Genomic DNA, 25,178 nt, shown 5'->3' on the forward strand with positions numbered 1-25,178 from the left:
CCGCGTTCAAGAGCCAGCGGCATTCGCTGCCGAGAGCAGGCCGGTGGCCGACACCATTCGTAACCGCCTTTGCAAAGCACCATCTCCCACATTTCGAGTCTGAACACTAGAATAGAGCCGACTTTCCTATCAGAACTCCCTATGTCCAACCCTGCCGATCCCGAAGCGCTGGCCAGCCTGCCGCTGGAAGACCTCGTGGCTTGTCACGAGTGTGACCTGCTGCTGCGCAAGCCCGTGCTGCAGCATGGCGAGAAAGCCCAGTGTCCGCGCTGTGGCTACGAGCTCTATGCGCATCGTTACAATGTCGTCAATCGCAGCCTCGCGCTGGTGCTGACCGCGCTGTTCCTTTATATCCCGGCCAATTTCCTGCCTATCATGCAACTGCACCTGCTCGGCCAGACCGCTGACGACACGGTGTGGAGTGGTGTTCTGGGCCTGTACAACTCTGAAATGCGTGGCGTCGCCGCTGTGGTGTTCCTGTGCAGCATGGCCATTCCGTTGCTCAAGCTGCTGTGCCAACTCCTGGTACTGCTGAGCATTCGCCTGAATATCGGTCGTGGTCATGGCCTGTTGTTCTATCGCATCTATCATCACCTGCGGGAGTGGGGGATGCTCGAGGTGTACTTCATGGGCGTGCTGGTAGCGATCGTCAAGCTTGTCGACCTGGCGCAACTGACCGTCGGGCTCGGTTTGTTCTGCTTTATCAGCCTGTTGCTGGTGCAGGTCTGGCTGGAGGTGGTGATGTCGCCGCATCAGATATGGGTAGCGCTCTCCGGGGAGGATACCCATGCGGGCGATTGATGCCGGTATCCTGGTCTGCAACGAGTGTCACGAGCTCAATCGCCAGGAGCCGGGCAGCGACTCGCAGGCCTGCACTCGTTGTGGTGCCATCGTGCATGCGCGTCGCCCCAACAGTATCGTGCGCACCTGGGCGCTGCTCGTCACTGCGATGATCCTGTACATCCCGGCCAACCTGCTGCCGATCATGACCGTCAGCACCTTGGGCCAGGGCAGCCCGGACACCATCATGTCCGGGGTCATCACCCTGATGAAGCACGGCATGCTGCCCATTGCCGCGGTGGTATTCATTGCCAGTATTCTGGTGCCGACCTTCAAGCTGGTGGGCATTGGCCTGCTGCTTTATTCGGTGCAGCGTCATCAGCCGCTCTCGGCCCGGCAGCGGATCCTTATGTACCGCTTTATCGAATTCATCGGTCGCTGGTCGATGCTCGACATCTTCGTCATCGCCATTCTGGTGGCGGTGGTGAATTTCGGTCGCATCGCCAGTGTCGAAGCCAACCTGGGCGCCGTCGCCTTTGCCAGTGTGGTGATCCTGACGATGCTTGCTGCTTTAACTTTCGATCCCCGACTGATCTGGGATAACACGGAGTCGGACGACGACCATGAGTGACTTGCCAACGGCCAAAACACGCCCAGCCTCGAACTGGTCGGCCATCTGGATTCTGCCGCTGATCGCCCTGATGATCGGGGGCTGGCTTGCCTGGCAGGCCTATCGTGACGCTGGCGTGGAGATTCAGGTTCGTTTCGAAACCGGCGAGGGTATCGTCGCCAACAAGACCGAGGTGATCTACAAGGGCATGTCGGTGGGCAAGGTTACTAGCCTGGTGCTGGATGCCGAGGGCAGCAACACGGGTGTGATCGCCACCATCGAGATGAACAAGACGGCCGAGCCGCACATGAATAAAGGTACGCGCTTCTGGCTGGTCAAGCCGAGCGTCAGCCTGGCTGGGATCTCCGGGCTGGAGACACTGGTTTCCGGCAACTACATCGCCGTTGATCCAGGGCAGGGCGAACCTACCCGTCGCTTCACCGCACTGGCCGAGGCGCCACCGCTTTCTGACAAGGAGCCCGGCCTGCACCTGACGCTCAAGGCCGAGCGCCTGGGCTCGCTCAATCGTGAGAGCCCGGTGTTCTACAAGCAGATCCAGGTGGGCAAGGTAAAAAGCTATCGCCTGTCAGACGACCATGGAACGGTCGAGATCAAGCTGTTCATCGAGCCTGAATACGCTGGTCTGGTGCGCAAACACACGCGTTTCTGGAATGCCAGCGGCATCAGCATTGATGCCAATCTGTCGGGCGTCAAGGTGCGCAGTGAATCGCTGTCGAGCATCGTGGCTGGCGGCATCGCCTTCGCTACTCCAGAGCATCGCAAGGACAGCCCGCCCACCGATCCGAGCCTTCCGTTCCGTCTCTATGAGGACTTCGAGGCAGCTCAGGCTGGTATCCGCATCAAGGTGCACCTGACCGATTACGAAGGCCTGCAGGCTGGACGTACCCCGGTAATGTACAAGGGTATCCAGGTGGGCTCCATGAAAACGCTGAAGATCGATGATGGCCTCGATGGCGCCATGGCCGAGCTCACGCTGGACCCGCTGGCCGAAGACTACCTGGTGGAAGGTACCCAGTTCTGGGTGGTCAAACCGTCCATTTCATTGGCGGGCATCACCGGCCTGGAGGCGCTGGTAAAGGGTAACTACATCGCCATTCGTCCGGGTGAGAAAGGCGCGCGACCGCAGCGTGAGTTCGAGGCTAGGGCCAAGGCGCCACCGCTCGATCTCAAGGCGCCGGGCCTGCACCTGGTGCTGTTCGCTGACACGCTCGGCTCGCTCGAGGTAGGTAGTCCAGTAACCTATCGCCAGGTCAAGGTCGGTAGCGTGCAGAGCTACCAGTTCGCACGCAACAGCAAGCGTATCCTGATTGGCGTCCATATCGAGAAAGAGTATGCCGGCCTGGTGAACGGTTCGACACGCTTCTGGAATGCCAGCGGTATCACGCTCACTGGCGGCCTGTCGGGTATCAAGATCAAGAGTGAGTCGTTGCAGACCCTGATGGCCGGAGGCATCGCTTTTGACACGCCGCAGCAGAACGTGCCGCTCAAACGACACATTCCACGTTTCCGCCTGCTGGAGAACGAGGAGGCAGCCAACCGTGCCGGCACTCTCGTGACCATCCGTGTGGAGCGTGCCGATGGTCTCAAGCCCGGTACGCCGATCCGCTTCCGTGGCCTGGACGTAGGCAGCATTGAAAGCGTCGACCTGACCTCCGACCTGCAGGCTGTGCTGCTGCGTGCGCGGATCACCGATGCTGCGGACCGCATTGCCCGGGCAGGCACGCAATTCTGGGTGGTGAAGCCGGCATTCGGGCTGGTGCGCACAGAGAACCTGGATACCCTGATCGGCGGTCAGTACCTGGAGGTACAGCCGGCATTGAAGAGCCAGGGCCCGCAGCGGGATTTCATCGCCTTGCCCGAAGCGCCGGAGGTGGTTGGTCAGGAAGTCGGCCTGCCGCTGACGTTGAGCGCCTCGCGTCGTGGTTCGATAAAGCCGGGTGTACCAGTCACCTACCGTGAAGTACAGGTTGGCAAGGTCACGGGCTACGAACTGGGGCAGAGTGCGGACCGGGTGTTGATCCACATTCTGATCGAGCCACGTTATGCCGCCTTGGTGCGGGGCGGCAGCCGGTTCTGGAACAGCAGTGGTTTCGGCTTTGACTGGGGGCTGTTCAAGGGGGCCACGGTGCGGACCGAATCGCTGGAAACCCTCATCGACGGAGGGATCGCCTTTGCAACGCCGGATGGCGAGCAGATGGGCAATCCCGCGCGGCCGCAGCAGACCTTCGCCCTGTTCGATAAACCGGATGATGCCTGGTTGCAATGGGCGCCGAAGATCCCGGTGGGCAAGTAGCAATGAGTCCGGGGCCGCTTATCGCGGCCCGGACTTCTTGGTTGACCTGTCGATGGCCAGCTAAATCGCAGGCAACAAAAAACCGACCCTAAGGTCGGTTTTTGTTAAAGCGTGTCGCTTAGGCAGCTGCAGCTTCTTTCAGCGCCTTGATGTGGCCATTCAGACGGCCTTTGTGGCGAGCAGCTTTATTCTTGTGGATGATGCCTTTATCGGCCATGCGGTCGATTACAGGCACAGCCAGAGTGTAAGCAGCTTGCGCTTTTTCGGCGTCTTTAGCGTCGATGGCCTTGACTACGTTCTTGATGTAGGTACGGACCATGGAACGCAGGCTGGCGTTGTGGCTGCGACGCTTCTCAGCCTGTTTTGCACGTTTCTTGGCGGAAGGTGTGTTGGCCACCGTCGAGCTCCTCGAAAGACTTTTGGGTAAATAGCAAACAAATAAGGCCGCGAATCATGCCGATGAGTCGGACGGATGTCAAGGCCAGTTGCAAGGATCTGCCGAGTGGCATGTGTGCGCGGAAGGAGAGATTCCTTTCTACGCAACGACCTGTAAACTCGGGAGTTTTTGGCACCCCTGCAAAGAAGCGGGATTATCGCACATCCGGGCGTCATCTGGCAGCGCTCTCAAGTCCCAGGCGTAAAACTTTTCGATGAACCTGCTCAAATCCCTGGCTGCAGTCAGCTCCATCACCATGATTTCGCGGGTGCTGGGTTTCGTGCGCGACACCATTCTGGCGCGGGTCTTCGGCGCCGGCATCGCTACCGACGCCTTCTTCATTGCCTTCAAACTGCCCAACCTGCTGCGGCGTATCTTCGCCGAGGGCGCGTTTTCCCAAGCCTTCGTGCCGATTCTTGCCGAATACAAGACCCAGCAGGGCGAGGAGGCCACGCGTACTTTCATCGCCTATGTCAGTGGCCTGCTCACGCTGGTCCTGGCTCTGGTCACTGCCCTGGGCATACTCGCCGCGCCCTGGGTGGTTTGGGTCACGGCCCCCGGCTTTGTCGACAGTGCCGAGAAATACGAACTCACCACCGCACTGTTGCGTGTGACGTTTCCTTATATATTGCTGATATCCCTGTCGTCGCTGGTCGGGGCGATCCTCAATACCTGGAACCGCTTCTCGGTGCCGGCCTTTACGCCGACCCTGCTGAACGTGGCGATGATCGCCTTCGCCGTGTTCCTCACCCCCTATTTCGACCCGCCGATCATGGCCCTGGCCTGGGGCGTGCTGGCGGGGGGGCTGGCCCAGCTGCTGTACCAGCTGCCAGCCTTGAAGAAGATCGGCATGCTCGTGCTGCCACGGCTGAACCTGCGCGATACCGGGGTATGGCGCGTGCTCAAGCAGATGCTGCCGGCGATCCTCGGGGTGTCGGTGAGTCAGATTTCGCTGATCATCAACACCATCTTCGCCTCCTTCCTGGTCGCCGGTTCGGTGTCCTGGATGTACTACGCCGACCGCCTGATGGAGCTTCCTTCCGGTGTGCTGGGCGTAGCCTTGGGCACCATTCTTCTGCCGACCCTGGCCAAGACCTACGCCAACAAGGACCGTGAAGAGTATTCGCGGATCCTCGACTGGGGCCTGCGCCTGTGCTTCCTGCTGGTGCTGCCTTGTACCCTGGCCCTGGCGATCCTCGCCGAGCCGCTGACCGTGGCGCTGTTCCAGTACGGCAAGTTCACCGCCACGGATGCCGCCATGACCCAGCGCGCGCTGATCGCCTATTCGGTCGGTCTGCTGGCGATTATCCTGGTCAAGGTGCTTGCGCCCGGCTTCTACGCGCAGCAGAACATCCGTACGCCGGTGAAGATCGCCATCTTCACCCTGGTCTGCACGCAATTGTTCAACCTCGCCCTGATCGGCCCGCTGCAACATGCAGGTCTGGCCCTGGCCATCAGCCTGGGGGCCTGCCTCAACGCCGGGTTGCTGTTCTGGAAGCTGCGCAGCCAAGGCCTGTTCCAGCCCCAGGCCGGCTGGATGGTATTCCTGCTAAAGCTGGTACTGGCGGTGGCGCTGATGTCTGGCGTGCTGCTGCTGGGCATGCACTTCATGCCAGCCTGGGAGCAGGGCAACATGCTCGAGCGTTTCCTGCGCCTCGGCGCATTGATCGGCGCGGGTGTGGTGACCTACTTCGGGTGCCTGTTCCTGTGCGGTTTCCGCCCTCGGCACTTTGTCCGCAAGGCGCTGCACTGAGGTCGGGGCAGGGCCAGGCGTCGGTTTTTCGCATTCCACGGCCCACAGTGGCACTGCTGCCTGTCACCAGCGCCCCGGTGTGGTTATAATCGGCCACTTTATGAGCAAGAAGCGCGTTATGCAGCTGGTTCGAGGTCTTCACAACCTGCGCCCCGAGCACCGGGGCTGTGTCGCCACCATTGGCAACTTCGACGGGGTTCACCGGGGCCACCAGGCCATCCTGGCGCGCCTGCGTGAGCGCGGCCAGGAGCTGGGCTTGCCCACCTGCGTGGTGATCTTCGAGCCGCAGCCGCGGGAATATTTCGCCCCGGACACTGCGCCGGCCCGGCTGGCGCGTCTGCGCGACAAGGTCGAGCTGCTGGCCGACGAAGGCATCGACCGGGTGTTGTGCCTGGCCTTCAACCAGCGTCTTAGCCAGCTCAGCGCCGATCAGTTCGTCAAGGTGGTGCTGGTCGATGGCCTGGGCGTGCGTCACCTGGAAGTCGGCGACGACTTCCGCTTCGGCTGCGATCGTGCCGGCGACTTCGACTTCCTGGTCCAGGCCGGCCAGCAGTACGGTTTCACCGTTGAGGCGGCCAACACCGTGATCCAGGACGGCCTGCGCGTCAGCAGCACCGAAGTGCGCAAGGCCCTGGCCGAAGCCGACTTCGAGCTGGCCGAGCACTTGCTGGGCCGTCCGTATCGCATTACCGGGCGCGTGCTGCACGGCCAGAAACTGGCCCGCCAGCTCGGCACGCCCACCGCCAACATCCAGCTCAAGCGCCGTCGCGTGCCGCTGTCCGGGGTCTACCTGACCAGCATCGAAATCGACGGCACGCCTTGGCCGGGTGTCGGCAACATCGGGGTTCGTCCCACCGTCAAGGGTGATGGGCGTCCCCACCTGGAAATCCATCTCCTGGACTACACCGGCGACCTCTATGGCCGGCGTCTGACAGTGGAGTTCCACCACAAGCTGCGCGAGGAGCAGCGATTCGCCTCCCTGGAGGCGCTGAAGTCGGCGATCGACGCGGACATCGCCGCCGCACGTGCCCACTGGCACGCTCAACCGCTAACCAAGAGCCTGAAATGACCGACTACAAAGCCACGCTTAACCTTCCGGACACCGCCTTCCCCATGAAGGCCGGCCTGCCTCAGCGCGAACCGCAGATCCTGCAGCGCTGGGACAGCATTGGCCTGTACCGGAAGTTGCGCGAGATTGGCAAGGATCGTCCGAAGTTCGTCCTGCACGACGGCCCGCCCTATGCCAACGGCAAAATCCACATCGGTCACGCGCTGAACAAGATCCTCAAGGACATGATCGTCCGGTCCAAGACCTTGTCGGGCTTCGACGCACCCTACGTGCCGGGCTGGGACTGCCATGGCCTGCCGATCGAGCACAAGGTCGAGGTCACCCATGGCAAGCACCTGACGCCAGACCAGACCCGCGAGCTGTGCCGCGCCTATGCCGCCGAGCAGATCGAAGGGCAGAAGAGCGAATTCATCCGCCTGGGTGTGCTGGGCGACTGGGACAACCCCTACAAGACCATGGACTTCGCCAACGAAGCTGGCGAGATCCGCGCCCTGGCCGAGATGGTCAAGCAAGGCTACGTGTTCAAGGGCCTCAAGCCGGTGAACTGGTGCTTCGATTGCGGTTCGGCCCTGGCCGAGGCCGAGGTCGAGTACGCCGACAAGAAATCCCAGACCATCGATGTCGCCTTCCCGATCGCCGACCAGGACAAACTGGCCGCCGCCTTCGGCCTGGCTTCGCTGAACAAGCCTGCCGCGATCGTGATCTGGACCACCACCCCCTGGACCATTCCGGCCAACCAGGCGCTGAACATCCACCCGGACTTCAACTACGCCCTGGTCGATACCGGCGAGCGCCTGCTGGTGCTGGCCGAGGAACTGGTCGAGTCGTGCCTGAAGCGTTACGCGCTGGAAGGCTCGGTAGTGGCCACCGCGCCAGGCAAGGCGCTGGAACTGATCAATTTCCGCCACCCGTTCTACGAGCGCCTGTCGCCCATCTACCTGGCCGAGTACGTCGAGCTGGGCGCCGGTACTGGCGTGGTCCACTCCGCGCCGGCCTACGGTGAGGACGACTTCGTCACCTGCAAGCGCTACGGCATGGTCAACGACGACATTCTCACGCCCGTGCAGAGCAACGGCGTGTACGCGCCATCGCTGGAGTTCTTCGGTGGCCAGTTCATCTGGAAGGCCAATCCGGCCATCGTCGAGAAGCTGCAGGAAGTCGGTGCGCTGCTGCAAACCGAAACCATCAGCCACAGCTACATGCACTGCTGGCGCCACAAGACCCCGTTGATCTACCGCGCCACCGCACAGTGGTTCGTTGGCATGGACAAGCAGCCCAACAACGGTGAAAACCTGCGTGAGCGTGCGCTCAAGGCCATCGAAGACACCAAGTTCGTGCCGTCCTGGGGCCAGGCTCGCCTGCACGCGATGATCGCCAACCGTCCTGACTGGTGCATCTCGCGTCAGCGCAACTGGGGCGTACCTATCCCGTTCTTCCTCGACAAACAGACCGGCGAGCTGCACCCTCGCACCGTCGAGCTGATGGAAGAAGTGGCCAAGCGCGTCGAGAAACAAGGCATCGAGGCCTGGTTCAAGCTCGACGCCAAGGAACTGCTGGGTGACGAGGCCGGCCAGTACGACAAGATCGCCGACACCCTCGACGTCTGGTTCGACTCCGGTACCACCCACTGGCACGTGCTGCGTGGCTCGCACGACATCGGCCATACCACCGGCCCGCGCGCCGACCTGTACCTGGAAGGCTCCGACCAGCACCGCGGCTGGTTCCACTCCTCGCTGCTGACCGGTTGCGCCATCGACGGCCACGCGCCGTACCGCGAGCTGCTGACCCACGGTTTCACCGTGGACGAGAACGGCCGCAAGATGTCCAAGTCGCTGGGTAACACCATCGAGCCGGAAAAGGTCAACAACACCTTGGGCGCCGACATCCTGCGCCTGTGGGTTTCCGCCACCGATTACTCCGGCGAGATGGCCGTTTCCGAGCAGATCCTGCAGCGCAGCGCCGACGCCTACCGGCGTATCCGCAACACCGCGCGCTTCCTGCTCTCCAACCTGTCCGGCTTCGATCCGGCGCGCGACCTGTTGCCGGCCGAAGACATGCTGGCCCTGGACCGCTGGGCGGTCGATCGCACCCTGCTGCTGCAGCGTGAGCTCGAAGAGAACTACGCCGAGTACCGGTTCTGGAACGTCTACTCCAAGGTGCACAACTTCTGCGTGCAGGAGCTGGGCGGCTTCTACCTCGACATCATCAAGGACCGCCAGTACACCACCGGCGCCAACAGCGTTGCGCGCCGCTCCTGCCAGACCGCGCTGTACCACATCAGCGAGGCGCTGGTGCGCTGGATCGCGCCGATCCTGGCCTTCACCGCCGACGAGATCTGGCAGTACCTGCCGGGCGAGCGCAACGAGTCGGTCATGCTCAACACCTGGTATCAGGGCCTGAGCGAGCTGCCACAGGACAGCGAGCTGGATCGCGCCTACTGGGACCGCATCATGGCGGTCAAGGCGGCGGTCAACAAGGAACTGGAGAACCAGCGCGTGGCCAAGGTCATCGGTGGCAACCTGCAAGCCGAAGTCACGCTCTTCGCCGAGGAAAGCCTGAGCGCCGACCTGGCCAAGCTGGGCGACGAGTTGCGCTTCGTGCTGATCACCTCTGCCGCCAGCGTGGTGCCGTTCGTCCAGGCGCCGGCCGAGGCGGTGACAACCGAAGTCGAAGGCCTCAAGCTGAAAGTGGTCAAGTCCGGCCATGCCAAGTGCGGCCGTTGCTGGCACTTCCGCGCCGACGTCGGCAGCCATCCGGAACACCCGGAGATCTGCGCTCGCTGCGTCGACAACATCAGCGGCAACGGTGAGGTGCGCCACTATGCCTAATCCTGCAGCGGGGCGCTTCGGGCGCCTTGCCTGGCTCTGGCTGAGCCTGGTGGTCCTGGTCCTCGACCAGGCCACCAAGCTGTATTTCGACAACGCCCTGACCATGTATCAGCAGATCGTGGTCATTCCCGACTACTTCAGCTGGACCTTGGCCTACAACACGGGCGCGGCCTTCAGCTTCCTGGCCGACAGCTCGGGCTGGCAGCGCTGGTTGTTCGCCCTGATCGCCGTGGTGGTCAGCGCCGTACTGGTGGTCTGGCTCAAGCGCCTGGGGCGCAACGAGACCTGGCTGGCGGTCGCGCTGGCCCTGGTGCTGGGTGGTGCCATCGGCAACCTGTGGGACCGCGTCGTGCTGGGGCATGTGGTCGACTTCATCCTCGTCCACTGGCGCAACACCCACTACTTCCCGGCCTTCAACCTGGCCGACAGTGCGATTACCGTCGGTGCGGTGATGCTGGCGCTGGACATGTTCAAGAGCAAGAAAACCGAGGAGCCGGTCCATGACTGAGACCCGTATCGGCCAGAACACCGAAGTCACCCTGCACTTCGCGCTGCACCTGGAAAACGGCGACACCGTCGACAGCACCTTCGACAAGGCACCCGCCGTGTTCAAGGTCGGCGATGGCAACCTGCTGCCGGGCTTCGAGACTGCACTGTTCGGCTTCAAGGCCGGCGACGAGCGCAAGCTGACCATCACCCCTGAGAACGCCTTTGGTCAGCCCAACCCGCAGAACGTGCAGGTGATGCCCCGTTCGCAGTTCGACGGCATGGAGCTGTCAGAGGGCCTGCTGGTGATCTTCAACGATGCCGCCAACACCGAACTTCCGGGTGTGGTGAAAGCCTTCGATGACAACCAGGTGACCATCGACTTCAACCATCCGCTGGCTGGCAAGACCCTGAACTTCGAGGTCAAGATCCTCGATGTGAAGGCGCTGTGAGCCTGGAGCCGAGCATGCAAATCAAACTCGCCAACCCGCGTGGCTTCTGCGCGGGTGTCGACCGGGCGATCGAGATCGTCAACCGTGCCCTGGAAGTTTTCGGGCCGCCGATCTACGTGCGCCACGAAGTGGTGCACAACAAGTTCGTCGTCGAGGACCTGCGCAACCGCGGCGCGATCTTCGTCGAAGAGCTGGATCAGGTCCCGGACGATGTGATCGTCATTTTCAGTGCCCACGGCGTCTCGCAAGCCGTGCGCCAGGAAGCGGCCGGTCGTGGCCTGAAGGTGTTCGACGCCACCTGTCCGCTGGTGACCAAGGTGCACATCGAGGTGGCCAAGTACAGCCGTGATGGCCGTGAATGCATTCTCATCGGTCATGCCGGACACCCGGAAGTCGAAGGCACCATGGGCCAGTATGACGCCAGCAATGGCGGCGCCATCTACCTCGTCGAGGACGAAAAGGATGTCGCCACCCTGCAGGTCCGCGATCCTGACCACCTGGCGTTCGTCACCCAGACCACGCTGTCGATGGACGACACCAGTCGCGTCATCGATGCCCTGCGTGCACGCTTCCCGAATATTGGTGGTCCGCGCAAGGACGATATCTGCTACGCCACCCAGAACCGTCAGGATGCGGTCAAGCAACTGGCCGATGAGAGTGATGTGGTGCTGGTGGTCGGCAGCCCGAACAGCTCCAACTCCAACCGTCTGCGCGAACTGGCCGAACGCATGAGCACGCCGGCCTACCTGATCGACGGTGCCGAAGACCTGCAGCGTGCCTGGTTCGACGGCGTCCAGCGCATCGGCATCACTGCAGGCGCTTCTGCGCCCGAGGTGCTGGTGCGTGGAGTGATCGAGCAGCTCAAGGCCTGGGGCGCTACGGGCGCTGAGGAGCTCGATGGGCGTGAAGAGAACATCACCTTCTCGATGCCCAAGGAGCTGCGGGTTCGCTCGCTGATCTGATCAGGGGCCTGCGCAGCGCGGCGCTTCGCTCGCCCCGCTGCGCAGGCTGACTCGCCCGCTAGGTGCGACAACGACCCGATGCTGACTGCTGCCCTGCGCACGTTGGCAGATCTGCAAGGTGCCGCCGGAAAATGCGCCATTGTCGCGCAGCAGTTGTTGGTTGCCTTCCAGCACTGTTTGCCAACCCTTTCCCCAATCCCCCTCCAGCGGTTGCACCACAACGCTCCGGTTCTGCAGCAATGCGTCGCCACGTGCGCTTCGCAGGCTCTGTGCCAGGTCGCGGGCGGCTGCGGCCTGGCGAAGGTCTTCGGTCAAGTTGGCGTAGGCCGGTGCCGCGAGCTGTGTCAGAAGCGCGACCATGGCCAGTACGCTCATCATTTGTATCAGTGTTACTCCCTGTTGCCGCATCGTGCATTCCTCCCTGGAAGTGCTTCGCTGTAGCTTCGGTGCTGCGGACCAGGAGGTCCAGTCAGCCAGGCCGATCAGGCTTGGCGGGAAATTTCGCAGGAGGCGAAACCATGGTGCACAGGGAGCAGGGCATGACCTTGCTGGAAGTGGTGTTGGCAGTGCTGGTGCTGTCGCTCGGCTTGTTCGCCGCGGCGGCATCGCAGATACGCGCAGTGCAGGCCGGCGAGGGCGCGCGGCGCGATGCACAGGCGGTGCAGTTGGCGCACCTGTTGTTCGAGCGTGTGAGGGCGAGCGGTACCCTTGAACCCGAGGCGCTGCACGGCTGGCGCGCACTGATAGGTTCGCTGCTGGACCCGCGCGGTGAGGGGCGGGCGGTCGTGGCCGGAGAGTGGTTGCAGCTGGAGATTCGCTGGCATGACCCACGCAGCAGCGAGGCGCAGGTCATCGCTCTGCAGGGCAGGGTGCTGCCATGACGCCTCGACAACGAGGCTTCGGCCTGTTGGAGGCCCTGCTGGCACTGGCCTTGGGCTTGATGCTGCTGGCCGCTGCGGGGCAAGCTCTGGTGTCGGCCCAGCAAGCCTGGCGCGTGCAAGGCGCGCTGTCGCGGATGCAGGATGACGCCTCGCTCGCCTTTCAGCGGCTGGCGCAGGACATTCGCATGACCGGCATGTTCGGCTGCCTGGCACCCGAAGCCATCGAGTTCATCGACCCCTCTGCTGCACAGGCCTTCGCCCAGCCGTTGCAGATATCCCATGCCGGCGATGGCCGCGAGGTCACGCTCAGCCTGGTGACGGCCGACGTGCGAGGGGCAGGAGGCAACCCGGACTGGACGCTGCTCACCGATTGTCTCACCTGGGCCGAGGTTCATCCGGCACGCCAAGCCGGTAGCGACACTACGCTGGCGTTCCCGGTGCGGCGGCAGACCTACCGCTTTCAAGGCGACGGCCTGATGCTCAGCGGCGGCGGCATGAATGCCGTGCTCATCGACAATGTGCGTGCTTTTCGTGTCACCCGTGTCGTGGGCAATGAGGGGGAGCGCGTGGACCTGCAGTTGACCCTTGGCGATCCTGTGCTGGGCGTCGAGCGAAACTACGCGCTGAGCGTTGCCCTGCGCAACCGGTTGCCATCGTCATGAGCGCCCAGCGCGGAATGGTCTTGCTGCTGGCCCTGGTGCTGAGCCTGCTGCTGGGTCTGTTTTCCATCTCGGCCCTGCGTGACACGCTGCAGCAGATGGCGTTGGCGGGCAGCGCGCTGGCGGCCGCGCGCGCCTTTGAAGAGGCCGAGGCGAGCCTGCTGGCGGGCGCGCTGCAGCTCGCCCTGGCGCCCCCTTCGCCCTGCCAGGTGTGCGCCCCACCGCCCGCACCCCATGACCTGATCGATGGGCAGCCACCGTGGCAGGCCAGCGAGCACGGTTTCTTTCTGGTGCAGCAACTGGGGGTGAGCACCCGCGCTGTGCACATGCCGGAAGGGGCGAGGGTGGTCTTGTTCCGGATCACTGCGGTAAGCCGTCAGGCCCGCGCACGGCAGGTACTGGAGGCGATCTATGCGGTCGAGCCCGGACAGGCCCAGGCACCCCGGCGTATCGCCTGGCGCCAGCGATTCAGGGAGTCTTGAGATGCAACGTGGCCTTAGCCTTATGGAGCTGTTGCTTGTCGTGGCCGTGACCGGCATTCTGGCGAGCGTTGCCTATCCCAGCTACAGCGACCAGCTTCGGCGTGCCGCGCGCGGCGAAGCGGTCGGCCTGCTGCACGATACTGCCCAGCGTCTGCAATACCACTACGCCCGTACCGGCCAGTATGCCGACAGCGAGCAGTGGCAGACACCGCTGCCCGAGGGTAGCCGTTTCTACCGCCTGCGAGCCTGGCGCGAGCACGGCCATTATCGGCTGCTGGCCGAGCGTCAGCCCCAGGGGCTGATGGCGCGTGATCGCTGTGGCGACTACCAGCTTGACCAGGCCGGTGTGCGTGCGAATCCTGGGGCGCTGGATGAGGCGGATTGTTGGTGAGGCGTTTTTACTTCAGGTGTTGGATCGACAGATGAGCAAGCACGTAGTGATTGTCGGTGGCGGGGTGATCGGTCTGCTGACTGCCTTCAACCTGGCCGCAAAGGTTGACCGTGTGGTGGTGTGCGACCAGGGCGAGGTCGGTCGTGAGTCGTCCTGGGCCGGCGGGGGTATCGTCTCGCCCCTGTATCCGTGGCGCTACAGCCCGGCGGTGACCGCCCTGGCGCATTGGTCGCAGGATTTCTATCCACAGTTGGGCGAGCGTCTGTTCGCCAGCACGGGTGTCGATCCTGAAGTGCACACCACCGGTTTGTACTGGCTCGACCTCGACGATGAAGCCCAGGCCCTGGCCTGGGCTGCACGCGAACAACGTCCCTTGAGCGCCGTCGACATCTCGGCGGCCTATGACGCCGTGCCGGTGCTCGGCCCAGGTTATCAGCACGCGATCTACATGGCGGGCGTGGCCAACGTACGCAACCCGCGCCTGGTGAAGTCGCTGAAAGCCGCGTTGCTGGCACTGACTAACGTCAGCCTGCGCGAACACTGCCAGATCAGCGGTTTCGCCCAGAAAGACGGGCGCGTGACCGGCGTTCTGACGGATGAAGGCGTGCTGGCCGCCGACGAAGTGGTGCTCAGTGCCGGTGCCTGGAGTGGCGACCTGTTGCGCACCCTCGGGCTGGAGTTGCCGGTGGAGCCGGTAAAGGGCCAGATGATCCTGTTCAAGTGCGATGCGGACTTTCTGCCGAGCATGGTACTGGCCAAGGGGCGCTATGCGATTCCACGGCGTGACGGACATATTCTGGTGGGCAGCACGCTTGAGCACGAGGGCTACGACAAGACCCCGACCGAGGTTGCGCTGCAAAGCCTGCGGGCTTCGGCGATCGAACTGTTGCCGCAACTGAAGGACGCACCGGTCGTTGGGCATTGGGCCGGGCTGCGACCGGGCTCGCCTGAAGGTATTCCCTACATCGGGCCGGTGCCTGGGCACGCCGGGCTGTGGCTCAACTGCGGGCATTACCGCAACGGTCTGGTGCTGGCGCCTGCTTCGTGCCAGTTGTTTACCGACCTGCTGACCGGCGCCGAGCCGATCATCGATCCTGCGCCCTACGCCCCGGCCGGGCGTCTGGGCTGACAACACGCAGCGGCCCCGCGTCGCGCAAGGCCGTTGCGTATTTTGCACACCCTTCAGTGCCGGTGCGGCGCCTGCAGGTGCCGACTCGGGTAATGCTGTTCGTACACCTTGCATACCCTTAGCACCTGTTCATCGGCAAAGCGCGCGCCCACTACTTGCAGCCCCACCGGCAACCCCTCGCGGGTGAAGCCGCAGGGGACCGACGCCGCAGGCTGCTGGGTCAGGTTGAACGGGTAGCTGAAGGGCGTCCATTCCATCCACTGCGCCATGCCCGACCCTGGCGGCACGTTGTGCCCGGCTTCGAAAGCGACCAGCGGCAGCATCGGGGAAAGCAGCACGTCATGACGCTGGTGGAAGGCGTTCATCTGCGCGATCAGCTCGGCACGTGCTTCCAGTGCCTGGGTGTAATCGGCCAGGCTGATGCCAGCCCCCTGCTCGGCGATCCCGCGCAGGCCCGGGTCGAGCAAGTCCCGTTGTGCCTCGCTCAGTCCACTGGCCAAGCGTGCCGCGCCCGCGAACCACAGGGTATTGAAGGTCTGCAGCGGGTCGCTGAACCCTGGATCGACTTCCTCCACCGTCGCCCCCAGGCGCGCCAGGCGTTGCACGGCCTGGGCCACCAGTGCCTGGATCTGCGGATCGACCTGTATGTAGCCGAAGTCGGCGCTGTACGCGATACGCAGGCCGCGCAGGTCTGTCGAGTCGTCCAGCCAGGGCGACTGGCGTGGGGCTCCGGCCAGGCCGTCGCGTGGGTCGGGGCGGGCTACGCAGTCGAGCATCAGCACGGCGTCAGCCACCGTACGGGTCATCGGCCCCAGGTGCGACAGCACGGTCATGGCGCTGGCTGGCCACTGCGGTACGTAGCCGAAGGTCGGCTTGATGCCGAAGGTGCCGGTGAAGGCGCAGGGGATTCGAATCGAACCACCGGCATCGCTGCCTTGGTGCAGCACGCCGAGATTGAGCGCCGCTGCTGCTGCCGCACCGCCAGACGACCCGCCAGCGGTCAGGCGGGTATCCCAGGGGTTGCGGGTGATGCCGTACAACGGGTTGTCGGTGACCCCTTTCCAGCCGAACTCCGGCGTAGTGGTCTTGCCCACCAGCACTGCGCCAGCTTCGCGCATGAAGGCACTGAACGGTGCATCGACCTCCCACGGCCCTGTACCCGAGGTAGTGCGCGAGCCCTTGCGTGTCGGCATGCCGCGGGTCAAGGTCAGGTCCTTGATCGACGCGGGCAAGCCGTCCAGGCGTCCGCACGGCTCACCACGCTGCCAGCGGCGTTCGCTGGCGCGGGCAGCGGCGCGTGCGCCTTCGCCGTCGACATGGCAGTAGGCGTTGACGGCGGGGTTGTGCAGGTCGATGCGGGCCAGCACGTCGTCGATCACTTCGAGGGGCGACAACTGGCGGCGGCGGTACAGTTCGAGCAGCTCGGTGGCACTGAATTCACCGATGGCGGTCTTGCCTGTCATCTCAATGGGCTCCCGGGTTGGCGGCCTGGACCATGGCGCGCAGCAGCACATCGCAGCCGTCTGCCAGGTCCTGCGGCGCGGCGTTCTCGATTTCGTTATGGCTGATGCCGCCTTCACACGGCACGAAGATCATCCCGGCCGGGCCCAGTTCGGCGAGGAAGATCGCATCGTGGCCAGCGCCGCTGACGATGTCCATGTGGCTCAAGCCCAATTCGCGCGCACCCTGGCGTACCGCATCGACGCATTGCTCGGCGAAGTACAACGGAGGGAAGTCGGCGGTGGGGGTGAGCTCGAAACTCAGGCCATGGCGGGCGGCACTGGCCTCGATCACCTCGCGCACCTCGGCGACCATCGCATCCAGGTGGGCGGGGTCGAGGTGGCGCAGGTCGAGGGTCATCTGCACCTGGCCGGGAATCACGTTGCGCGAACCGGGGTGCACGTTCAGGCAGCCGACGGTGCCGCAGGCATGTGGCTGGTGGGCGTGGGCCACGCGGTTGACTGCGGCCACCACCTCGGCAGCGCCCACCAGCGCATCCTTGCGCAGGTGCATCGGCGTCGGGCCTGCATGGGCCTCGACGCCAGTGAACACCAGGTCGAACCACTTCTGGCCCAGGCAGCCCTGAACCACACCGATGGTGGTGCGCTGGTCCTCCAGCACAGGCCCCTGCTCGATATGCGCTTCGAAATAGGCGCCGACCGGATGCCCGGTGGGCACCCGCGGGCCGGCGTAACCGATGCGCTGAAGCTCCGCGCCCACCGAAAGGCCCTGTTCGTCGACCTTGTCGAGGGTCTCCTGCAGACCGAACTTACCGGCAAACACGCCCGAGCCCATCATGCACGGTGGGAAGCGCGAGCCTTCTTCGTTGGTCCACACCACCACTTCCAGTGGGGCCTCGGTCTGCAGGCCAAGGTCATTGAGGGTGCGCACCACTTCGAGCCCGGCCATGACGCCGTAGCAGCCGTCGAACTTGCCGCCGGTGGGTTGGGTATCGATATGGCTGCCGGTCATGACCGGCGCCAGTGCCGGGTTGCGTCCTGCGCGGCGGGCGAAGATGTTGCCGATGGCGTCGACACTGACCGTGCAGCCAGCCTCTTCGCACCAGTGCACGAACAGGTCGCGGGCCTGGCGGTCGAGATCGGTCAGCGCCAGGCGGCATACACCGCCCTTGGCCGTAGCACCGAGCCGGGCCAGATCCATCAGCGATTGCCAGAGGCGCTCGCGGTTGACCAGGGCGCCCTGGCCGAGCAGGTGTTGCGAGGGATCGATGCGGGTGTTCATGGTGCGTCTCTCCTGTAGCAATTAGAGGCCTTCTTCGCGGGCGGCGCGTGGCGATATCCCAGTGGGAGCGGGATTGCCCGCGAAGAGGCCGATACAGAGCAAGGCCTGAAATCAGGCACTCAGCGCCAGGTAACGGTTCTTGATGCTCGGGTCGTCGCGAAACTGTGCGGCGGTGCCCTGGTAGGCCACGCGGCCCTGTTCGAGCACGTAGTGACGGTCGGCCAAGGCATCGCAGACCATCAGGTTCTGCTCCACCAGCAGGATCGACAGGCCTTCGTCCTTGATTCGCCGCAGGATCTTCACCAGCTCGTCGACGATCACCGGCGCCAGCCCCTCGGTCGGCTCATCGAGGATCAGCAGGCGCGGGCCGTTGAGCAGGGCGCGGGCGATCGCCAGCATCTGCTGCTCGCCGCCCGACAGCGCGAAGCCACCGTTACGGCGGCGCTCTTCCAGGCGCGGGAACATCGCGTAGACGTCGCGCAACTGCCAGCGGCTCTCCTTGCGCGTGGCGATCTTCAGGTTTTCCTCGACACTGAGCTGGCGGAAGATGCCGCGATGTTCCGGCACCAGAGCGATGCCCCGGCGGGCGATATCGAAGATTTCGCGGCCAACCAGGGGCTGACCATCAAAGCTGATCTGGCCCTGGCGAGGTCGGACGATGCCGAGGATGCTGCGCAAGGTAGTGGTCTTGCCAGCGCCGTTACGCCCGAGCAGGGTCACCAGTTCGCCGACGCCGACCTGCAGGGAGACGCCTTCGAGCACGTGGCTTTTGTCGTAGTAGGAATGGATCGAGTCGACGTTGAGCATCAGGCGGCCTCTCCAAGGTAGGCGGTGCGCACGCGTTCGTCGTTGCGCACGAAGTCCGGGGTGCCCTCGACCAGGATCTGGCCGTGGCTCATGACGGTGATGCGCTGGCTGATCGACATGACGATGCTCATGTTGTGCTCGATCAGCAGCACGGTGTGGTCGCGGCCCAGATCGCTGATCAGTTCGGTCATCAGCGGGATGTCGTCGATGCCCATGCCGGAGGTGGGCTCGTCGAGCATCAGCAGGCTCGGCTTGGCGCAGATCGACATGCCGACTTCCAGTACGCGCTGCTGGCCATGGGAGAGTTCGCCGGCGAGGGTGTCGGCACGGCCTGTGAGTTTCAGGCGCTCGAGCACCTGGTCGGCGGTGTCCCAGTGGCTGCGCTTGTGCTCGACGCTGCGCCAGAAGTTCAGCGCGCCCAGGCCGTCGCGGCCCTGGGCGGCCAGGCGCAGGTTCTCGCGCACCGAGAGGTTCTGGAACAGGCTGGTGAGCTGGAACGAGCGCGCCATGCCCAGGGCCACGCGGCCATGGGAGGGCTTGCGGACGATGTCCCGGCCATTGAACAGGATGCTGCCGGCGGTGGCCTGGCGTTCGCCGGTCAGGCAGTGGAACAGGCTGGTCTTGCCGGCGCCATTGGGGCCGATGACCGTGTGGATGGTGCCAGGCCGGACTTTCAGGTCGACACCGCCGACCGCGCGGAACGGTCCGTAGGCCAGCTCCAGGTTGCGGGTTTCCAGCAGGAACTCGCTCATCACAAGGTCTCCTTGGTCTTGGTCGACAACGCACGCCCCGGACGCAGGCGCTTGCCCAGCTCGGCCAGGCCGCCCCACAGGCCGCCACGCATGAACACCACCACCAGGATCAGGATGAGCCCGAGCAGCATCAGCCAGCGTGGCCATAGCTCCGACAGCACATCGCCCAGCACCACGATGGCGCCGGCCCCCAGCAGCGAGCCGAACAGCGAGCCGGTGCCGCCGATGATGGTCATGATCAGGATGTTCTCGCTCATCATCAGGTCGATGTTCGACAGCGGCGCAAAGTGCAGCAGCATGGCGTACAGCGCCCCGGCGATACCGGTGATGGCGCCGGACAGCATGAACACCAGAATCTTGAAGTGGCGGGTGTCGTAGCCGATCGCCGCCGCGCGGGTCTCGTTCTCGCGGATCGCCAGCAAGGTGCTGCCAAAGGGCGAGCGGATCACCCGCAGGGCGAAGGCGAAAATCAGCAGGAACAGCAGGGCGACGAAGGCATAGAAGTGCCGAGGGTTGCCCAGGTCGACCAGCACGTGGCCGAAGACTTCGACATTCGGCCGTGGCACGTCGAGCAGGCCGTTGTCGCCACCGGTCCAGCCGCTGAGGGTGTAGGCCAGGAAGTACGCCATCTGGCTGAAGGCCAGTGTCAGCATGACGAAGTAGATGCCCTTGCGCCGGATCGCCAGTGCGCCGACCAGCAGCGCCAGCAACGCACCGAATACCGCAGCGCCCAGCAGCGCGGCGAACAGCCCCCATTTCAAGTGGATCATCAGCAGTGCCGCGCCATAGGCACCCACGCCGAAGAAAATGCCCTGGCCGAATGACAGCAGGCCGGTGTAGCCCAACAGCAGGTTGCAGGCGAGCGCCGCCAGGGCAAAGATCAGGATCTCGGTGGCCAGCGTGGCCGAGGGCAGCACCAGCGGCAGCAGCACCAGGCTGGCGACCACCAGCAACAGCAGGACGGGCGTGCGCGGCCCGGCCGGTAGTGGATTCTTCTCGCTCATCAATCATGCTCTCCCGAACAGGCCATAGGGACGGACCAGGATCACCGCGGCCATCGCCCCGTAGATCATCAGGCTGGCGCCTTGCGGCCAGAGGCTGGTCATCATGCTTTGCACCACGCCGACCAGCAGTCCACCGACCAGCGCGCCGCCGAACGAACCCATGCCGCCGATCACCACCACCACGAAGGCGATGCCGAGGATCTCCGGGCCGACGAAGGGCTGGGCACCACGCAAAGGCGCGAACAGCACCCCGGCGACACCGGCCAGACCTACGCCGAGGGCAAAGGTCAGGGAGAACAGGCGGAAGATGTTGGTGCCCAGCAGCGACACGGTTTCGGTGCTCTCGCTGCCGGCGCGTACCAGGGCGCCGAAACGCGTGCGTTCGAGCAGCAGCCACAGGGCCAGGCCGATCAGCGCGGCGAAGCCGATCAGGAACAGGCGGTAGTAGGGGTAGATGAAGTCGCCCAGAATGATCACGCCACGAAGCTCCGGCGGTACGGCGATGTTCTTGCCCACCGGCCCCCAGATCAGTACCGAGGCTTCCTGGATGATCAGCGCGATGCCCAGGGTGACCAGGATCTGGAAGGTGTGCGGCAGGTGGTAGATGCGCTTGATCAGCAGGCGCTCGACCGCCCAGGCCAGCGCTGCCACGACCAACGGTGCGATCAGCAGTGCCAGCCAGAAGTTGCCGGTCAGGGCCACGGCGGTATAGCACAGGTAGGCGCCGAGCAGGAAGAACGCCCCATGGGCGAAGTTGACGAAGTTCAGCAGGCCGAAAATGATCGTCAGGCCCACGGCGATGAGGAAGTAGATCATCCCCAGGCCCAGGCCGTTGAGCAGTTGGAACAGGTACAATTCGAGCATGAGCGTGCCCTCGACAGCGCGCGGTGCGGCTGCCTGTACAGGTGTGTTTGACTGGCGCCGTGGCCTCAGGCCAAGGCGCAACCGGTGTGATCGACCTCGACGAACGAGCGGCCCGAACTGATGACTTCAGCCAGGTCGTCCTCGTCGCGCAACTGGCCCTGGGGCTTGCCGCGCAGCAGGTAGTAGTCCTTGAGCACCTGGTGGTCACCAGGGCGGATCAGCTCTTCGCCGGTAGGGCCCTGGAAACGCATGCCCTGCAAGGCCCTGGCGACGCTGGCGCCGTCGAAGGTGCCCGCCTGGACGATGGCGTCGAGCATGACCTTGGTGCCGATGTAGTCGGCGGCCAGCGGATAGTTGGGGTTGATCCCGTAGGCCTTCTGTGTGGCGGCGACCAGTGCCTTGTTCAGCGGCGTATCCACCTGATGCCAGTACTGGGCACCCAGGTAGACCCCTTCGAGCACGTCGCTGCCCAGCTCCTGGAACTGATCGAGCCCTGCCGACCAGACCAGCAGCACCTTCATCCGCTCCTTGATCCCGAAATTGACCGCCTGGCGCAGGGCGTTGGACGACTGGCTGCCGAAGTTCAGCAGCACCAGCACGTCGGGCTTGGCGGCGATGGCATTGGTCAGGTACCCGGAGAACTCCTGCTCCTGCAGTGAGTGGTAGCTGTTGCCAATGTGCTCGACACCGAACTCGGCAAAGACCTTGCGCGCATTGTCCAGCAGCGCATCGCCGAACACGTATTGCGGGGTGATGGTGTACCAGCGCTTGGCTTGCGGCAGCTGGCGAATCATCGGCACCAGGGTTTCGCGAATCGCGCCGTAGGTCGGGACCGACCAGCGGAATGTCGACAGATTGCAATCCTTGCCGGTGATCTCGTCGGCGCCGACCGGGGTCATGAACACGCCGCCGGCCTTGTTGATTTCCTTGGACACGGCCAGGGCCGACGAAGACAGGGTGCAGCCCTGGAAGAATCTCGCACCGTCCTGGCCGATGGCTTCCTGCACCTTGCGCACCGCCTTGCCGGCATTGCCTTCGGTGTCGATGACCTTGTACTGCAGCGGCCGCCCCAGCAGTTGCGGGTGCTCGGCGATGGCCAGGCGCGAGCCCATGTCGGCGTACTTGCCGTAGCTGGCGAAGGCGCCGGACATCGACTTGAGCCCGTAGAAGACCAGCGGCTGTTCGGCGAATGCCCGCTGCGCTCCCAGGGGGAGGCTGCCGAGGGCACCCAGGGCAAGACCTGCCTTGAGCAGGGTACGTCTTTGCATGGATAACTCCTTGGTTCTGGTTATTAGGCAGGAGTGGCAATGGCAAAGCGGGTACGGCCGGGCCTTTGAGCAGGCCTCTGTGCAGGCTGGATCAGTGGTGGTGTTCGAACTCCAGCAGGAAGTTGCGTTCGACCTCGCCCTCCAGCGCGGTCATATGGTGTTCGGCGTCGCACATGTGTTCGTGCATCAGCCGGCGCACGGCCTTCTCGTCGCTGGCGCGCAGGGCGACCAGCAGTTGCTTGTGGTAGTCGATGTTGGCAGCGGCGAACGCCTGGCGCTTGGGCAGGTAGGCCTTCTTCAGCACCACCAGGTCGCGCAGCAGGTCGTTGAGGAACACCGCCATGAAGCGCAGCAGCGGATTGGGGCAGCGGCGCGCCAGCAAGGTGTGGAATTCGATCTCCGCCAGGCGCTGTTCGCGCTGGCCCTGCTCGCTGTCTTCCGGGGTGCTGCAGAAGTCGATGTTGGCCTGCAGCGCGGCGTAGTCGGCGTCGCTGAGCTGGCCCATCACGGCCACTGCCAGCTCGACCTCGATGACCTTGCGCAGCTGGTAGACCTGTTCGCCGTCCAGATGCTGGAAGTGCAGGTAGTTGCGCAGCGCGCGACTGGCGGGCTCGGTGCCGACTTCAGCGAGATAGGCACCGCCGGTAGGGCCGGTGCGGGTGTTGACCAGCCCTTCGACCTCCAGGGCCTTGAGCGCCTCGCGGGCGGTCCCTTTGGAGCATTCGAAGTGCTCCATCAGCTCGCGTTCGGTGGGCAGGCGATCGCCTGGGCGCAGGGCCTCGGTGACGATCGAGCGCTTGACCGATTCGACGATGACGTCGGAGAGCTTCTGGCGCTTGCGTTTGGGTTTGAGCATTTCGCTATTTTTCATATTTATGCGGATAAATAGGATTTAGCGAGTTTTGCTGGAAGGGGTCAATGGTGGCGGGGGAGCAGGGGTCGCAAATGGAGTGAAAGGGTCGGGGAGGGATAAGTGAGGCGGGCTCGAAAACCTGAAACTGCCCCCCCGTGGGCGCGGGCAAACCCGCTTCCACACGAGGGAGAGCCCGTTAATGCGATCAGTCTTGTCGGCCAGGACCCTGTTCGAGGTGGGCCTGGCTGCAGTACCAGTCCTTGCCGAGCTTGAGCGCCCGGTCATTGGGCAGGTGTACGCCGCAATGGGCGCAACGCACCATGGTCAAGGGGTCTTCGAGGCGTGGCTCGGGGCGCGATTGCTGGCTGATCTTGAATTTGCGCCACAGCCAGAACGCGGCGGCGATCAGGGCGATCCAGAAGAGTAGGCGAACCATGGTGTCCAGCTTGTCGTGAATGAAGAGGCCACAGTCTAGGGCGCGGCCATGAAAAAAGGGAGGCCTGGGCCTCCCTTTCTCGTTGCGCGATCTGTCAGTCGAACAGACCGAAGGTCAGGTAGCTGAACCAGGAACGATCCACCTCGGCGTCCTTCGGACCTTCCGGCAGGATCGGGTCGCCGTTTTCGTCCTTTGGCAGCAGGTCGGCTGGCATTTCCGAACGGGCGTCCTTGAACTGACGGACCACGTCCTGGTTGGCGCGGGTTTCACCCGGTGGCAGCGGGGTGTCGGTCTCGATCAGGCCCAGGGTGGCCTTGGACAGCCAGGAGCGGCCGTCGGACTCGCCCTGCTTGGGTACGAACTGGCCGTCTACCAGGCTCGGATGATTCGGGTAGTTGAGCTTGAGGGTTTCCAGGCTGGTGGCGGCCAGGTCGTCCAGGTGCATTTTCTGGTAGGCCTCGGTCATCACGGCCAGGCCGTCGGCAACCGATGGCGTTTCCTGGAAGTTCTCCACCACGTAGCGGCCACGGTTGGCGGCGGCGACGTAAGCCTCACGGCTCAGGTAGTAGTCGGCGACGTGGATTTCGTAGGAGGCCAGCAGATTGCGCAGGTAGATCATGCGCTGCTTGGCGTCCGGGGCGTAACGGCTATTGGGGAAGCGGCTGGTGAGCTGGGCGAACTCGTTGTACGAGTCGCGCGCCGCGCCCGGGTCACGCTTGGTCATGTCCAGCGGCAGGAAGCGCGCCAGCAGGCCGCGGTCCTGGTCGAACGAGGTCAGGCCTTTCAGATAATAGGCGTAGTCGACGTTCGGGTGCTGCGGGTGCAGGCGGATGAAGCGCTCGGCAGCGGACTTCGCGGCCTCGGGCTCGGTGTTCTTGTAGTTGGCGTAGATCAGCTCGAGCTGGGCCTGGTCGGCGTAGCGGCCGAACGGGTAGCGCGATTCCAGGGCCTTGAGCTTGTTCACGGCACTGGTGTAGCTGTGGTTGTCCAGGTCGGCCTGCGCCTGCTGGTACAACTCGGCTTCGCTGAGGTTCTCGTCAATGACTTCCTTGTTCGAGGAACAGGCAGCAGTGAGCCCGAGGATGGCGATCAGCAGCAGGTGTTTCACTTGCATGGCGGCTTGCGTCCTTTGACGGCCGCTGTCTTGGGCGGTGCCGTCCTGTTATGATGAGCGCCCCCGGCCAACCCCGGGGCAAAAGAAGCCGTATTTAACCACAAGC

The 25,178-nt window shown here is 64.0% G+C and carries 26 protein-coding genes; 14 read left to right on the top strand and 12 right to left on the bottom strand.

Going from position 1 to position 25,178, the window contains the following annotated elements; genetic code table 11:
- Positions 1-141 precede the first annotated feature (141 nt).
- The 3 genes from APH44_RS24940 to APH44_RS24950 are packed head-to-tail and all read left to right on the top strand — an operon-like array spanning position 142 to position 3,704.
- Positions 142-801 (top strand): paraquat-inducible protein A, encoded by a 660-nt coding sequence (locus tag APH44_RS24940; protein ID WP_054895091.1) that lies wholly within the window; start codon positions 142-144, stop codon positions 799-801.
- Positions 788-1,411: a paraquat-inducible protein A gene (locus tag APH44_RS24945; protein ID WP_054895092.1), complete on the top strand. Its 624-nt coding sequence runs from the start codon at positions 788-790 to the stop codon at positions 1,409-1,411. Before APH44_RS24940 ends, APH44_RS24945 begins: the two co-directional genes overlap by 14 nt.
- Complete coding sequence (locus APH44_RS24950; protein ID WP_054895093.1) at positions 1,404-3,704, top strand: PqiB family protein; 2,301 nt, start codon at positions 1,404-1,406, stop codon at positions 3,702-3,704. The genes APH44_RS24945 and APH44_RS24950 overlap by 8 nt, the downstream gene beginning before the upstream one ends.
- 118 nt (positions 3,705-3,822) lie before the next feature.
- Here the strand turns inward: APH44_RS24950 and rpsT are convergent, their stop codons facing one another.
- Entirely contained in the window at positions 3,823-4,101 is a 279-nt protein-coding gene (rpsT, locus tag APH44_RS24955; protein WP_029614579.1) for a 30S ribosomal protein S20, read from the bottom strand.
- A gap of 253 nt (positions 4,102-4,354) precedes the next feature.
- On the opposite strand from rpsT, the gene murJ reads away from it, so the two are divergent.
- The 6 genes from murJ to ispH all read left to right on the top strand — a co-directional run bounded on the left by murJ (position 4,355) and on the right by ispH (position 11,690).
- Complete coding sequence (gene murJ / locus APH44_RS24960) at positions 4,355-5,893, top strand: murein biosynthesis integral membrane protein MurJ (protein ID WP_054895094.1); 1,539 nt, start codon at positions 4,355-4,357, stop codon at positions 5,891-5,893.
- A gap of 118 nt (positions 5,894-6,011) precedes the next feature.
- Entirely contained in the window at positions 6,012-6,962 is a 951-nt protein-coding gene (gene ribF, locus APH44_RS24965) for a bifunctional riboflavin kinase/FAD synthetase (RefSeq protein WP_054895095.1), read from the top strand.
- Entirely contained in the window at positions 6,959-9,790 is a 2,832-nt protein-coding gene (gene ileS / locus APH44_RS24970; RefSeq protein ID WP_054895096.1) for an isoleucine--tRNA ligase, read from the top strand. Before ribF ends, ileS begins: the two co-directional genes overlap by 4 nt.
- The gene (lspA, locus tag APH44_RS24975) at positions 9,783-10,298 is read left to right on the top strand and encodes a signal peptidase II (protein ID WP_054895097.1); all 516 of its coding nucleotides are present in this window, start codon (positions 9,783-9,785) and stop codon (positions 10,296-10,298) included. The genes ileS and lspA overlap by 8 nt, the downstream gene beginning before the upstream one ends.
- A complete protein-coding gene (locus tag APH44_RS24980) occupies positions 10,291-10,728 on the top strand; it encodes a peptidylprolyl isomerase (protein ID WP_054895098.1) in 438 nt (145 codons plus the stop codon). Before lspA ends, APH44_RS24980 begins: the two co-directional genes overlap by 8 nt.
- 14 nt (positions 10,729-10,742) lie before the next feature.
- Positions 10,743-11,690, top strand: coding sequence for a 4-hydroxy-3-methylbut-2-enyl diphosphate reductase (ispH, locus tag APH44_RS24985; RefSeq protein ID WP_054895099.1), 948 nt, complete (start codon positions 10,743-10,745; stop codon positions 11,688-11,690).
- On the opposite strand, the gene APH44_RS24990 is transcribed toward ispH, so the two are convergent.
- Entirely contained in the window at positions 11,691-12,098 is a 408-nt protein-coding gene (locus APH44_RS24990) for a GspH/FimT family pseudopilin (protein ID WP_054895100.1), read from the bottom strand.
- 110 nt (positions 12,099-12,208) lie between these two features.
- Here APH44_RS24990 and APH44_RS30775 point away from each other — a divergent pair, with 110 nt between their 5' ends.
- Genes APH44_RS30775 through thiO form a run of 5 tightly spaced genes read left to right on the top strand, consistent with a single transcriptional unit; the run spans position 12,209 to position 15,232 of the window.
- On the top strand, positions 12,209-12,571 hold the full coding sequence (locus APH44_RS30775) for a prepilin-type N-terminal cleavage/methylation domain-containing protein (protein WP_371105618.1): 363 nt from the start codon (positions 12,209-12,211) through the stop codon (positions 12,569-12,571).
- Entirely contained in the window at positions 12,568-13,233 is a 666-nt protein-coding gene (locus tag APH44_RS25000; protein WP_054895101.1) for a PilW family protein, read from the top strand. Before APH44_RS30775 ends, APH44_RS25000 begins: the two co-directional genes overlap by 4 nt.
- On the top strand, positions 13,230-13,712 hold the full coding sequence (locus tag APH44_RS25005) for a hypothetical protein (RefSeq protein WP_054895102.1): 483 nt from the start codon (positions 13,230-13,232) through the stop codon (positions 13,710-13,712). Before APH44_RS25000 ends, APH44_RS25005 begins: the two co-directional genes overlap by 4 nt.
- 1 nt (position 13,713) lies before the next feature.
- Positions 13,714-14,103 carry a type IV pilin protein gene (locus tag APH44_RS25010; protein ID WP_054895103.1) on the top strand — a complete coding sequence of 130 codons (390 nt, stop codon included), beginning with the start codon at positions 13,714-13,716 and terminating at the stop codon, positions 14,101-14,103.
- A gap of 31 nt (positions 14,104-14,134) precedes the next feature.
- Entirely contained in the window at positions 14,135-15,232 is a 1,098-nt protein-coding gene (thiO, locus tag APH44_RS25015) for a glycine oxidase ThiO (RefSeq protein WP_054895104.1), read from the top strand.
- 53 nt (positions 15,233-15,285) lie between these two features.
- Here thiO and APH44_RS25020 read toward each other — a convergent pair whose 3' ends face one another.
- From APH44_RS25020 to APH44_RS25065, 10 genes are all read right to left on the bottom strand, one after another.
- The gene (locus tag APH44_RS25020) at positions 15,286-16,695 is read right to left on the bottom strand and encodes an amidase (protein ID WP_054895105.1); all 1,410 of its coding nucleotides are present in this window, start codon (positions 16,693-16,695) and stop codon (positions 15,286-15,288) included.
- A 1-nt stretch (position 16,696) separates the two neighbouring features.
- The gene (locus APH44_RS25025; RefSeq protein WP_054895106.1) at positions 16,697-17,974 is read right to left on the bottom strand and encodes a Zn-dependent hydrolase; all 1,278 of its coding nucleotides are present in this window, start codon (positions 17,972-17,974) and stop codon (positions 16,697-16,699) included.
- Between the two features lie 111 nt (positions 17,975-18,085).
- Positions 18,086-18,781, bottom strand: a complete 696-nt coding sequence (locus APH44_RS25030; RefSeq protein ID WP_054895107.1) for an ABC transporter ATP-binding protein — start codon at positions 18,779-18,781, stop codon at positions 18,086-18,088.
- A complete protein-coding gene (locus APH44_RS25035) occupies positions 18,781-19,533 on the bottom strand; it encodes an ABC transporter ATP-binding protein (RefSeq protein WP_054895108.1) in 753 nt (250 codons plus the stop codon). Before APH44_RS25035 ends, APH44_RS25030 begins: the two co-directional genes overlap by 1 nt.
- Positions 19,533-20,537, bottom strand: a complete 1,005-nt coding sequence (locus tag APH44_RS25040) for a branched-chain amino acid ABC transporter permease (protein ID WP_054895109.1) — start codon at positions 20,535-20,537, stop codon at positions 19,533-19,535. Before APH44_RS25040 ends, APH44_RS25035 begins: the two co-directional genes overlap by 1 nt.
- Before the next feature lie 3 nt (positions 20,538-20,540).
- Positions 20,541-21,401, bottom strand: a complete 861-nt coding sequence (locus APH44_RS25045; protein WP_054895110.1) for a branched-chain amino acid ABC transporter permease — start codon at positions 21,399-21,401, stop codon at positions 20,541-20,543.
- Positions 21,402-21,466: 65 nt separating this feature from the next.
- Complete coding sequence (locus APH44_RS25050; RefSeq protein ID WP_054895111.1) at positions 21,467-22,669, bottom strand: ABC transporter substrate-binding protein; 1,203 nt, start codon at positions 22,667-22,669, stop codon at positions 21,467-21,469.
- 91 nt (positions 22,670-22,760) lie between these two features.
- Positions 22,761-23,525: a FadR/GntR family transcriptional regulator gene (locus APH44_RS25055; RefSeq protein WP_054895112.1), complete on the bottom strand. Its 765-nt coding sequence runs from the start codon at positions 23,523-23,525 to the stop codon at positions 22,761-22,763.
- A 202-nt stretch (positions 23,526-23,727) separates the two neighbouring features.
- On the bottom strand, positions 23,728-23,958 hold the full coding sequence (locus APH44_RS25060; RefSeq protein ID WP_054895113.1) for a PP0621 family protein: 231 nt from the start codon (positions 23,956-23,958) through the stop codon (positions 23,728-23,730).
- Positions 23,959-24,052: 94 nt separating this feature from the next.
- On the bottom strand, positions 24,053-25,072 hold the full coding sequence (locus tag APH44_RS25065; protein ID WP_054895114.1) for an outer membrane protein assembly factor BamD: 1,020 nt from the start codon (positions 25,070-25,072) through the stop codon (positions 24,053-24,055).
- Positions 25,073-25,178 lie beyond the last annotated feature (106 nt).

The sequence above is a fragment of the Pseudomonas sp. NBRC 111143 genome, assembly GCF_001320965.1.
Lineage (GTDB): Bacteria > Pseudomonadota > Gammaproteobacteria > Pseudomonadales > Pseudomonadaceae > Aquipseudomonas > Aquipseudomonas machongensis.